The organism is Acetomicrobium sp. UBA5826, assembly GCF_002433005.1.
Classification (GTDB): Bacteria; Synergistota; Synergistia; order Synergistales; family Acetomicrobiaceae; genus Acetomicrobium.
In genome coordinates, this window is the sequence record NZ_DJHF01000010.1 from 1 (window position 1) to 13,238 (window position 13,238).

Sequence of the window (13,238 nt, forward strand, 5' to 3'; positions counted from 1 at the left end):
GTATGGCCAGGAAAGAGTTTTTCCCGCTGACGACTATATTGATAGCTTCTACAATCTTCTCTTTGAGAGTATCTTCAAGTATAGTGGAAGCAGTACAAAACAAACCGGTGTTTTCCAATCTGCTGACGCATCTCCAAACGATGGATTTTTTCCCTCGGTTATTCCAATGAACCCTGCGGAATACTTCATGACAAGTTTGAAACTGCGATTTTTCGCGCGTGACCCCCCGCCCGTTTCCGGGATGAAAAGCGGTAGAGATTTAGACCCCCCTACCCTATAAACTGCAGAAAATCTCAAAAGCTAAGCAGTTCTTTAAATTTCGTGAGATTTTTTGCATCTATTTTAAGCCGTTTTTCGGCATTGTTTTCAAACGAGGTATTTGCCCCTGTTAAAAAAGAAGTGAGTGTTTTTATTTACTTGTCAGTCAAACGAACAATTTGACAATTGACCGTCATTCTGTCCAATAAAGTCTGGCAAAGATGCTTATCCTCAGCTGCATCTATCCATGCTGACAGTTCACGATTGGTTATAAAAATAATGCTTCTGGTTTCATTAAGAAAGGTAACTGCCCGGTAGAAAACCTGCAGTTCTGCCCTGGTTGGTTCCACATAAAAGACATCATCAATAATAATTAAGTCACATTCCTGCATATAAGAAAAGATCGCTTCTGCTTTTGGATTTGTGGCTTTCTTTTCTGCCACTGCGATAAAATTATCAAAAGGCGCATAATAGGTTTTATGTCCATTGCTGATTGCAGTTTCTCCAAGTTGCGCTGCAAGACCGGTCTTACCCGTCCCGCATTTTCCCAGCAGGATTAAGTTTTGCTCTTCCTTAAGCCATGTCAGGTTGGATAACTGTTTAATCTGCCATTTTAAACCCTTGTTTGAATTCGATGCGTCAAATGCTTTGTTTGGAAGCTTACTTGCCTTCCTCAGCTTGGTGTGTTTTTGTCTGGCCCTAATCTCCAATTCTTTTTCTAACACCATCTTAAGATAGTCAAGGTTTGATAGTTTCTCATCATTCAAATCAATATATCCCCTTGCGATATTCCAAAGGTTGAGCTTTTGGGCCAATTCACGGATTTCTGTTATATCAGCCATCGATTTCCCTCCTTATTTCTTTACTCCTGGCCAAATGGTTAAAATACTGCTGATTCGGCAAAAACTTCTTAGCTATATGCTCTCCGTACTGATACATGAGATAAGCCAAAAGCTCATAGGCACTGCAGCGTTCAGTATCAATGCAGTATTCTATTCCATCAAGCAATTGTCCAATTGTATAAAACTTCGTCATCCGGTTTATTCGAATACAATGGGAATTAAAATATTTTGGTTGCTGTAACTCCATAAGCCGGATGAATTCCTGAGCTATTTCGTATTCTGCAAAATATTGTTTTATGATGGTTAAAGAAACCCTGTCTCTGCTGTAATTTTCTTCTGGTTTGAACAACTGCCCGGTATCTTCTGTGACTGGATATTTAGCCAATAAATCATTTGTTTCAGCATCATAGAACAAAAGCATTTCACCATCATCTTCAATTCGAATGCGTTTATGAGCATCCATCATACCTGTATTAATCAGATAACGGTTGCCTTTATAACTTACCACTCCATCCTTATCAAAGGAGGCCACAGTGCTTGATACTTCGGAATAAGGTTTGACATGGAACAGGTATTTTTGCTCTTCCATGAACATTTCACGCGGCACTTTTCTGGTCACAGTATGTATTCGCCCGTTGCCTTCCCTATCCAACCATGCAAGGGCAGCACTGTTAAGGCAATCAATTCCGGTGTATATCCTGCCCTCAAGAAAACTTTGCTTTATGTATCCAATCACCTCTTCAACCTTGCCTTTACTTTGAGGATCTCTTGGTCTACATAGCGAAACACTGTAACCTATACGCCTAACATATTCTTCAAATGTGGGTACGAATATGATATTCCCCAGATTTTCACTGACTACATAGACACGGTCAAGGTCATAAAGAATAGTCTGTGTACTTCCTCCAAATTATTGGAATGCATAGTTATGAGCATTAATGGCTGTTTTGGTTGTAAAGGGATCCGGTGAAAAATAAACAAATTTCATTCTGCTATAACTCAGAACCATGCAAAAGAAATATATTCGTACAATTCGCCCGTACATATCCTTAAGTTTGTATTGACCAAAATCCGCCTGCGCTTCATATCCCGGTGGAGAAATTTCACGGGGTGAGGTTTTACGTTTACTGGCATGCGGATACCCGTGCTGTTCCCTTAAGGCTTTCATATAGCGGTAGAATGTAGCTCGTTTAACTTGTAGATCAGGGAAGGCCTCCACCAATTTGAGATAGATGTTTGTATCCCTCATTTGTGGACAAATTTTCAAATGTTCCAGTATGTACTGACGATAGTTATCCATGTGGTACCTTTCCTTTTCAGCTTCCCTTACATAATCTTCTTCGCTCATATTCCAGTATTTGCTGACAGAAGAATAGGTTATCCCCAGTGCTTTTGCGGTTCTTGTCTGAGCAAGTCCAAGTGCTTTGTACTCCTGGATTTTTCGGTATTGCTCGATTCCAATCATTATTGATTTCCTCCTTTGGTTTTGTTATTAAGGCCGAACATCTATAGCGGTACAAGCATAGGCATCACCTCATTATCAGGGGTCTATAAACCAGACTTAATTATAAAAACAAAAAACACCCATTTGGGTGTTCTTCTCATGTCAATGTTTTTTTAATCCTGCAATTTACTATTCATAGCAACTCTTATTACTTGATAAATTCTGATTATTAAAATAAAATGTGTGGTTTTAATCCTTTCGCAGGAACAATCTTATATATATATATCACTGACTCCACTGTATTACAACCCTTGTTAATATTATGCACAACCTGACAACCCGATAAGGGTAAAGGTGCGCATTTTACATATTTCACGTAATGCTTTTCCAACCAGTAGAGTTTCTCGTACAAATAATACCGAATTTCCAATTTGCCCCTTTAGTGTTGCATATACTATGAGCAATTTTCTATTTCAAAACCAACTTTCATAAGCCTATCTTTTACTTCGTCATTTATTTTTGGAATTGAGATATAAAGTTTTTCTCGTGCACGGCTAAGGGCGACATAATAAACACGATTTTCTTCAAAAGCAATATTGGGATTTAGTATAAAATCAAGCCCACAATTGGTTTTATCATCGCTTTCTGGAATAATAACCATAACGCAGTTGTTCTCATCACCTTTAGCTTTATGGATCGTTCTGTTTATGCAATCATCATCGTCAATTTTGACAGCAAGAGCCATATCGCTGTATTTTTTTGAATCGTAAAAATCTTTGACGCTTCCTTTAGTGATTTTGCTTTTGTCAAATACTTTTTCATCAAAATATGTATTATAGAATTCCGTTAATGTCTTATCTTTGATAATCTCATAATTATCAAGAAAACACTGTATTTGAGATAAGGCTGTCCGGTCAGCATCTTCTTTACGCATTGCTCGTTTCATGAATTTAAGAGCATCCCTTATCTTGTTATCTCTGGCATTTTCAATAGAAGAAATAACATAATAGAGTTGTTTTGCACGTTTTGCATTGCTATCGTTGGTTATAATATCTTCCAGAATAATATTTTCATCTTTTACATCATATCCATTTTTTAAACAATTTGATGTAACATTTTTATAGCAAAGCGTCCATAGGGTCTGCTTGCCGCAAATTTGCTTAGCCCGCTTATAAGTCGCCATAACATCGCCAACCATTATTCGAGGCTTGCATCCATGTCTGTTTTCAGGACTATATTGAACAAATGTTGGATCATTTCTTACGATATTCAAAATACTGATAATTTCTTCTGTGCTGCGATGGTTTCCTTCAATTTTATATTCTTTCATTCCATTAAGATTAAAATTAATAAACTGATTGACATCAGCTCCCTGAAACTTGTATATCGATTGAGCCTTGTCTCCTATTACGCCAACTATGCTTTCTTTTTCTGCTATTTTTTTTAATATTTCCGCTTGAATTGGATTAGTATCTTGAAACTCATCAACAAAAATATATGGAAATTTAGCCCTTAAAATATCAAGAATAGAAGGAAATTCATTAATAAGACGCCAGCTAAAGTATAAAACATCGTCGTGGGGCAATATACCCTTGCTCCAGCAGATTTTTTTATAGATGAGATATGCTTCCTTTTTAATTTTAAACTTAAATATTTTGCGAGGTAAAACTTGCAAAATGCCATTATCATCAAATTTCCACTGTAAATCAAGTAAAGCTTCCAAGAGATCTTTATCATCCATATATATTTGTTTGGATTGTTCCTTTACTTTGTATAAAATTGATTTATTAGGTACGTATTCATCATGCCCTTTTATTTTATCGACAGCTAATTCCGGAATATTTAAAAACGAAACATATGGTTTGACAATATGTTTATATAAAAAAGAATGAATTGTACCGATTTCAACGTATTCACATGCATCGCTGAGGTTCGAAAGAATCTTCTCTGCTGCAACGTTGGTATATGTAATGCAGGCCACTTTTTTTACTTGTCAGAGGCGCTTAGAATGCTGAACCACGTTTCGAATGTGATTGATAAGCCATGTAGTTTTGCCTGCTCCCGGTCCAGCATTAACTTTAAAATGATGTTCAATATCAATTGTCTCGTTACTATCTCTTAAGGTAATTATTCCAGAACCCATTTGATAGCCTCCTCAATATATGGTGGTATCTTAAACGTGAAAGAACCATTATGATAATCGGCTTCTTTTTCATATAAAACTTCGGCTATTTCCTGAGCAGCCTCAGCTTTATTAACATTAAGCAAATATAATGCGGCAATGAGTTGATCTTTATCTTTAGTACCTTCCAAACCTTTTTTTATGCGCTTGCATCCCTCGCTATCGCCGATAGTCGCAACCAATTCCTCATATTCTAGAGCATAATTATTCATTAGATATAGTAGAGTCTCTTTGTTATTATTACTCGGTACAATCAATTCTTTACAGGTGGGATTGTACATCAATAGCTCATATTCAAAAGTACATCCAATATTTTTCTCTTGAGTAAAAACATTGATTGATTTTTTACGATCTGAATAGAGATCGATAATATCGTTTGAAGTTGCTTTATATTCATAGCTATTATCTTTGTTCAATTCGAATGGATAACATGATGTATATCGAGCGCCTTTGATACCGATTTTCTTTCTTACCGGATCTAAATCGGTAATCACCGCTATCCTCTTATTTATAGCATACTCACTTTTTTCTCTATCAAAAAGCTTCAAAAAATGTGAAAAGTATCTACCTCCAATATTGATAACAGTAACATGATTGTCGACCAAGTCTCTTTTTAGATATCGAGTAAATATAGGCAATAGAAGTTGTTCACTGATACCTTCGACCAAGATAATTCTTTTGGCAAACAGCATATCGGATTTAGTTACATCAAGGTATCTTTCAACATATAACTTTGAGACTTTATCATCCCTATTCGTCAGATCAAAGACTCTACCTGGATAAGCAACTTCAATTTCATCCTTTTCTTTATTAAGAACAATAAGATTATCTAGTTTAGAAGCTGCAGTAATATTAGGTGAATGTGTACTGATAAATATTTGCCTTACATTGGATTTCATATTGTCATTTAAAAATTTAAGAAACCGATATTGAAGTGACGGATGCAGGTGTGCTTCCGGTTCCTCTATTGCCAAGATAGAAAATAGTTTAGCATTACTTCCATAATATTCACCCATAGCTCCTTTTTGCATTTTTGCAAGTAGTAACGCAATGTATATCAGATTATTATAGCCCAAACCGTTGTTGGTTGGTGGCAGCTTAATACCTGTTTTATCTTCCAGATTAAGTCTTAAAGCGGAGTATAGAGCTGTTTCGTTTAAAACTCCGCTGAAATGAGGCGAAGTTTCGTCATAAGACGCACCGGTTTTATTCGCATATGTCACGATATGTTTTTCACCAGCAGTAAGACGATCTTGTAATTTGGACATTAGTTGCTGTGACGATTCAGCAAATTCTCGTTTCACCTTTTGCAAATCGCTTTTAATTTCATCCTTGGTTTTTGTAGTATCATTTTTGATTTCATAATCGATAAAAAAGTCGATGACTTCTTTTAAAAGAGAATTACTCCCTGTACTTAAATCTCTTTCAACGTCTCTGATAGGTGGTACATACTCGAAATCAAATTTACTCAGAATATCATAATCAACTACCATTTTTAACTTATCGTCACCGCCGTATAACTTCCATACATATTTACTTAAGAAGGAATGCTCGATTTCACTCCAATATTCTTCGATGTTCGTACTGGAAATGGCCGCCATTGCAGTCTTATATTCTTCAATTTCCTTTTCAGGCAGAAAAAATTCGTAAGTTATTTTAGCTTCGTAAGGCCGCTGAATTTTTGTCAGCATAGTTGAAACTAAAACGATATCCTCGGAATATATAGATTCACCTTCGCTTTCCTTAAGAGTTGATGAGATCTTGACACGCGGAGGATTAGCCTTTAAATCTTCGATAGATATTTTTCGATTAAAATCATGGATGCCAAGCTTTTTTGGATAAGAAGTATCAAACAGGATTTGGAGAGCTTTAATAATCGTTGTTTTCCCTGAGTTATTATGACCGATGAAAATATTAAATTTATCATTGAATTCAATCACTTTTTTGCCGCCAAACCCTCTGAAATTTTCTATTTCAATATTTGCAATATACATAACAACCTCTCCCAAAAACACACGATTATCATTAGAAGTGATGAGAATTAATAGTTTACATATGTCAAACAAGCTATTCCGATTTCAATATTTTCGCTATCATACCATCAATGCAATCGTCTTCATCAAGGCAAAACACATTCTTCGCTCTACGTTCCAGCTTGCCTTTTCCCCACCACTGTCGTAAATCCTCGGAACGGGTACCGGACATTATAAAAGAGTTCAGCACAATTTTCTTATCACCGCTTGAGGGCTGGAGGCGCGCTTCAAGTTCTTTAATAGTGGCATGGAACTCTATCTTGGGATCATCCCATTGCAAATGCCGCAATCCTTTTGGGTCGATAAAGGAAATATATTGCACATCGGGCGTATCAATCCATAACACATAGTCCGGATAAAAATTGCCTGCTTCGAAGAACCCCATTCCTACCTTGCTCTTGTTGCGGAGCAAGTATAGCTTTTTACCCTCGAAAATTGCAGCATTTGCATCTACATATGCCTTAAGTTTATCAACAAACCGTTTCTCGTCTTCATTCAGACTGACCGGTGATACAGTCAGTTTCAAACCACCCGCTCTCAGACAGATGAGCGGTGTGTAGAGGTGATGCCGGAAATCAAAAGCTATCAGTGAATTGCTAAGCATACCTTTTTCATATGTTGGTATACCGCTATGCTGATTAAGTAGAGCCTTCAAATCCTCAACAAACTGCTCCACTGTCCCGGCGGTTGGATCACCGTCGTAGGCATCATAATACGAAAGTTTATATTCAGCAACAAAGTTTCCATCGCTGTCATTCAATTCCTGGTATTCTAGGAACCTTTCCTCCCACTTTGCTTTTTCGTATTTGTAGAACTTATCAATATAACATTTCAGCACCATAATGGCTAAGTCAGTTACAAGAACAAGCTTTTCCATACTGTCAAGTTCGAGGTGCTTCTTCGGAATGATAAGCAAATACCAACCGTCAGTTTCTAAAATATCCTTGATACCGTCTTTAGTGATAGAGATATTATAATAAAACTTCTCGTTCTTATAGGTTTCAAGTTCGTCAAGAATGCGGTCATAATCGATGAATGGTATATACTGCTTACCAATTGTATGTTCTTCGGGGATAGATTCAATCTGCATGCTGAATGTAGATTCAATTGTCTGCACTTTTGAACGGCAATCAAGTATCACCTTGTTCTTGTTTAAATAACGCAAAAATTCCTCGTTCGGTTTACCGAGTAAAAGTCTTGCAGCTTGATTTTTAAAGTTTACACCCTCTTTAACTTTGATGACCCGCAATTTTCTGTGTTCATCGGGATTATACCGGTTTAATACAGGAAGCGTGTACTCGTGCGGCCTTTCGTTGGCAGGCATATCCTCCATTTCAAGATACCTTTTAAAGTCTTCCATATACTGGGCTTTTATTCCGAATATAGTCAGCGTTTCAAGCAGCTCAATATATTTCGGTATGATAACAGAGCTGTCATCCAATCTGTGACTGCGTTTTAAACAACCACCGTAGCCACGCAGGCGAACTCCGCGTCCAAAAAGCTGGATGGCCTGTGAGCCTTCGCCTTTAGCAAAGTTAATAAGCCCCATCGTAGAAACACGCCACGAGTTCCAGCCTTCGGTAAACTTGCGTGAACCAATGAGAATATTTATGTTCGAATTTCGTTCGTTGATGTTGTGGAAAAGGGATTCAGAAACAAACTCCTCTGTTCCGGTGGTAATACCTTTTGCCTCGCAGTTTTTAATTAAGCCTGCCGTGTCGCCAATGCTTACCACACCAAAATATTCGCCGTCGGAACCAATTCGGAGTGCAATTTCTCCTTGTACCTGGCGCAAGTTTATGACGTGCAGGCGTGGGGAGTCAGATGTGGTATCGCTGTTGAAAACAAGGCGGAGAATATCCTTATAAACATCTTCAGCTTTAGGAGTTCCCCCGAACAAAGAATTTAGAGCGTTGAAGTTTTGTGAAAAGAGTTCCCGGCCGGTGCTGTCGGTTAGTCCGGTGTCACCACTTAACACAGTGTCGATTCGGTTTATGGTTTGCTCCTTGCGGTTGACAAACTTATCAATAAAGTCCAACACTTCCTCAACATCGGTCATTTCTGCGACGGATGTTTTTGCCGTTACTCGATTGCCTACAAAAACAAGTAGAGGCTTTTCAATTTGAAAAGGTGCGTACTCCTTGCCTTTTTCACAAAATAACTTCAATTGCTGATAAAATGACAACAAGCAGCCTACGAGGTATAACTGTCTCTGTTCCTCTTCAATACTTTCCCGCAAGTTATAAATGCGGTATTCCTTGCCGTATCCGTTTTCATAAAAGTACTTGTAAGAGTAATCAATTATAATTGAACGGAAATACTCGTCAAGACGTTCTTTCCATTCTTTCTGAGAAATATTACCCGGCTTGGTTGATTTCATCGCCTGCTTTAATGTTGCGGAATATTCAAAGGCAAAGCCACCCTCTGCCGAAAGGCGCGAACGGTAGTCATACCACACATCTCCCGCGAGGCCGCGGTGTGCTTCGTCCACAAGCACGAGGTTGTTCTGCTCGAAGCTGTCAACTGAAACGGTTTTGACTTTACCTTCCTCTTTCAGCTTGTTCATGTCGATAACAATAACGTCAGCGGTTGTACCAAAGCCGCTCTTTGAGAAAGGCTCTGCGGATATGTCCGATAGTTTCAACTCCTCCAAATGCTGGTTTGACATTCCCTGGTTCGGCGCAAGAACAATAATCTTGTTAATGTCCAAGCGCGGGTTGGTCAGCTTCGCCTTTCTCAGGTAATAGCGAAACTGCTGGATGTTTATGTGCATAATGAGCGTCTTGCCGCTGCCGGTGGCGCACATAAATGCCAATTTATTCATATTCTCCGGTGTAAAAGGCTCAATATCAATAGCACCGAAACTTTCTACCTTAACCTTTTCGATAAAAGCGTTCAAATCAGCTGCAAAGGCTTCTTTGTCGGTAAAATAGCGGTCAAGATATATTTCGGTGAACAGACAGGCTATATACTGAAAATATTTAAGCTTAATGCCCCCGCGTTTTTCGCCAATTTTTTTGACATAGCGGCAAATACGCTCATCATATTCCCGCAGAGTATCCCGGCTAATTTTTGCGTCTGCGCCCTGGCGCATCAACAGTAAATCCAGTTCACCCCAGAAGTATGTATTCTGGTTTTCGTCAAAGCCTTCGTATTCAGAACTGTTCATTTTGCCAGCAAGGTCAGCAAGGCTGTCTTTGCCAAACAGGTTGAGGAAATAGCGAAATAAAACTAACTGGTCACTCCATTTGAAAGCAGAAGCAGTGTTTTTTCTTTTTGCCATTATTCCGCCTCCTCAAACATCTTTTCCCTGAATACAGGTTCAATACGCTGCACTTTCCAGTTTTCGTCATCCAGGCGCAGGTTTTCAAGGTTGTTGTCACCGTTGACATAGATAACATCAAACTCACGGTCAGCGGGGTTAATCCTGTGTTTTGTGAAATATGAGTCTAATGCAGCATTGCTTTGTATCAAGTCACTTGTGATGGTGCGCCAGATTACAAGCGCTCGTCTGCCATCAGGTAGTCTGCCCTCAATTTGCTTAAAGCCGTACTCGCCGCTGTTATCCCGCTCCAATCTGACCGCTCCTTCGTATAAGCCTTCTCTTTTCCATTCCTCTTCAGTCAGTTTTACAACTTTAAACCAGGTTGTCGCCGACTGACGGATAACCGACAGCCCAATCAAATAGTTTAAAGTTTCGCATAAGTCAACAGTCTTAGGTTTCGTTTCGTTGTTTTCAATAATTTTTAGTTTATAGGAAAAAGGCATGTTGAAAGCATCCAGCGAGAGCATGCTTTCTTTCGCCTCGTAGTCAAACATATAGTGTATCATATATTCATCACCTAATCTCATCGCAAGCTGATGCTTATCGTCATCCAGCATGATGTTTGATAGAGTGTCTTCGTAACTTTCAAGAGTAATGTATTTCATAATATGGCTCACACTGGTGTTACGGTTTTGCGGTTTACCGTTTTTCCAATCGGCGGAGTAGATAACCTTTTTCATACGTGGCAGTGTAACTGTGTAAAAATACTCACCCATTTCTATAAGAACATATTTACGGTTACCACCGTCATCACGATTTAAGTTCAATACAGCGTGACCGGTAGTAGCAGAACCAGCAAAAAAATCAAGGGTAAGAGAATTTTTATTTTTAAAGATGTTTTGTAATTTTAAAATGTGCTGAATGAAAGCAACTGGCTTTTTTCCGTTTGAAAAAGCTATTCCTCCTTCATCCACACAGTTATTAAATTGAGGCTCAAAATCTAATAGATTTGGGAATGGAACAAATTTTGTGTCTTCCCTATCTTTAGGGATACCTTGAAAATAATCCCCATTTTTCCGACCACTTTCATCATCAGGACACCAAAAATATCTATAACCTAAGCCGTCATCGCCAATACCCTCAACTTTAATAAGTTTTCCTTGAAAATATGGATTATTTTCAATATGAGCACAATAGAATCGTCCACTTGAATTGCCTCCACGTAAAGTTCCCCTAATTGACTGCTTTTTTAACCCTGTCAGACAAGGATCAATTTTTACAATTTGATAAGTACCTTTGGGAAATACAAAAACTCGTTTTCCGCCCAATTCCAATTCTTCGGCATAATTCTCGTCTACAGTGATTGAATACTTATATTCATCAATAGAAGTGTTATCTTCTTCGCGTTTGTATGGCTTATGTAACGAAGCACCATAAGCTAATAACATTTCGTAAACCTCATGGAAATCTTTATCTCCCTTGAGTATTCGATTCTCGTGTCGTACTTTTACCGCAATCGAAGTAAGATATTTATCAAAAATTTGATCCATTATTAGTTTCAAATTATAAAGTTCATCTTCGTTTATACTCACATAAATAGAGGATTTTTCAGTCTGTAAAGAACAGGACAATAGGAGTCTGTCATACATCATCGCACACCACGATGAATGTTCATAATTATCTTTATAAATAAATTTACCTGTTGCCCTGTCAGATTCAGTATTATATGGCGGATCAATGTAAATAGCATCCACCTGCCTTCGATACCGCTCCAAAAGCAGTCGCAATGCCTGAAAATTCTCACTATGGATAAGCAAGCCGCCCGTCTTCTCGTCAAGATTGTCAATACTTGCAATCAGGCGTTCTTTAAAATCGGCAGAAAAATAACGAGTATCAAGGACAAGGTTCTTATTTTGGCGCAGAAATTCTATCATCAGCGGCTCGGAATATCCGACGGTCGTAAGGTTGCCCTCAATCTCATGAATCGCATACATTTCCCGCCATTCGGCAATTTGAGCTTCGTTTTCGATAATTTCAGGGTAGAATTTTTCGTCCACCCTATCGAGCGTTATACACCAATTTGTATCAACAACAAACTTCTTTTTCAGCCACAGTTTTTTCTGAAAATCCTCAATTTGTGCGAGAAAGTCAATAATAATCTTACCGACACGCTTGATTGCCTTCACCTTGGCAAGATAGCTATCAGCGCGCTTCTCATCGGTAGTATCAATATCATCAAGATGAATGACTTCGCTCTTTATAAAAAAGTCCAGTTCGCGGGTTAAAAAGCCGCGTAAATCCTTATGTATGAAATAATCAAAAGTGTTTTTAGCAACATAGGCACTCAGGTGCTTTTCCAATACCGTACGAGTTTCCTTTTTTACACTGGAAGCAGGTGCGAGCAAGTGGTACCAGTCTTTGAACTGCTTTGCAATTGCGTCCGATATTGCAGCAAGATTGGCTTGATACCAATTTACTTTTTTATCATCGGGTATGTCATATACAAAACGGATAACCAATTCGCCGTCAACTTCTTCAATTGTCTTAAGTTCAGGGCGCTCCGGCGTTTCTTTATAAAGCATAAACTCGCGCTTTTTTGTGTCGGATTCCTTGTTATTGTTCTTTTCTGTAGTTGCATCAACAAGACGGAAATGTACCTTTTTACCGTTGTCAATAAAAGTATAGTCACGAAAGTTTTCTGTGGTCTTTATATAATACTGGTCAGCATTCGCCCAGTAAAGTTTTACCTCATCACCCTCATAAGGAATTGCGTACACGCCTTCTTTGTAGCGGCGTTTAGAAATAAAATCACCTTCATCATAATAACGGCTGAAAAATTTATAAAGTGCTGAGTACACATCTGTTTCAAGTGAAGACAAGTCTGTACCCGACGCAAGCTGTGATTTGTAACGGGCATATTCTTCTGCTAGCTTCGGGCTTGCATTAATCTCTATACCAAGTTCAGCAGCTTGTTTTTCAATAGCTGCAATACGTTCTTTTATTTCCCCGGTATTTTGGGCAAACGGAGTAAGCGTTTCCTTCACTTTTTTTGGCAAATCCTCCGAGAGGAATTTCATAATCTCTTTCCTGCGGATATTCATAATGCGGTAGATCCCGAAATCCAAATCTGCCTTGTCAAGTTCAAAAATTTCCTCCAAGAGGTTAATAAATCGGTTCAATTTTTCGTTCGTATTTTGATTCATCGCGTTCTCAC

At 38.4% G+C, this 13,238-nt stretch carries 9 protein-coding genes; all 9 read right to left on the reverse strand.

Going from position 1 to position 13,238, the window contains the following annotated elements; translation table 11 throughout:
• Positions 1 to 259 (reverse strand): recombinase zinc beta ribbon domain-containing protein (locus tag B3N34_RS09815; protein ID WP_349679682.1); only part of this gene is annotated, 259 nt, incomplete at its 3' end.
• Between the two features lie 154 nt (positions 260 to 413).
• Positions 414 to 1,100 carry an ATP-binding protein gene (locus tag B3N34_RS02305; protein WP_027621466.1) on the reverse strand — a complete coding sequence of 229 codons (687 nt, stop codon included), beginning with the start codon at positions 1,098 to 1,100 and terminating at the stop codon, positions 414 to 416.
• Entirely contained in the window at positions 1,093 to 1,719 is a 627-nt protein-coding gene (locus tag B3N34_RS02310) for a hypothetical protein (protein ID WP_286974599.1), read from the reverse strand. Before B3N34_RS02310 ends, B3N34_RS02305 begins: the two co-directional genes overlap by 8 nt.
• Before the next feature lie 291 nt (positions 1,720 to 2,010).
• A complete protein-coding gene (locus B3N34_RS02315) occupies positions 2,011 to 2,565 on the reverse strand; it encodes a hypothetical protein (RefSeq protein ID WP_286974602.1) in 555 nt (184 codons plus the stop codon).
• A gap of 433 nt (positions 2,566 to 2,998) precedes the next feature.
• Complete coding sequence (locus B3N34_RS02320; protein WP_286974605.1) at positions 2,999 to 4,525, reverse strand: UvrD-helicase domain-containing protein; 1,527 nt, start codon at positions 4,523 to 4,525, stop codon at positions 2,999 to 3,001.
• 12 nt (positions 4,526 to 4,537) lie between these two features.
• Complete coding sequence (locus B3N34_RS02325) at positions 4,538 to 4,687, reverse strand: hypothetical protein (RefSeq protein ID WP_286974608.1); 150 nt, start codon at positions 4,685 to 4,687, stop codon at positions 4,538 to 4,540.
• Complete coding sequence (locus B3N34_RS02330; RefSeq protein ID WP_286974612.1) at positions 4,672 to 6,720, reverse strand: ATP-dependent nuclease; 2,049 nt, start codon at positions 6,718 to 6,720, stop codon at positions 4,672 to 4,674. The genes B3N34_RS02325 and B3N34_RS02330 overlap by 16 nt, the downstream gene beginning before the upstream one ends.
• Positions 6,721 to 6,793: 73 nt before the next feature.
• A complete protein-coding gene (locus B3N34_RS02335; RefSeq protein ID WP_286974614.1) occupies positions 6,794 to 10,042 on the reverse strand; it encodes a DEAD/DEAH box helicase family protein in 3,249 nt (1,082 codons plus the stop codon).
• Positions 10,042 to 13,227, reverse strand: a complete 3,186-nt coding sequence (locus B3N34_RS02340; RefSeq protein WP_286974617.1) for a DNA methyltransferase — start codon at positions 13,225 to 13,227, stop codon at positions 10,042 to 10,044. The genes B3N34_RS02335 and B3N34_RS02340 overlap by 1 nt, the downstream gene beginning before the upstream one ends.
• Between the last annotated feature and the right edge of the window lie 11 nt (positions 13,228 to 13,238).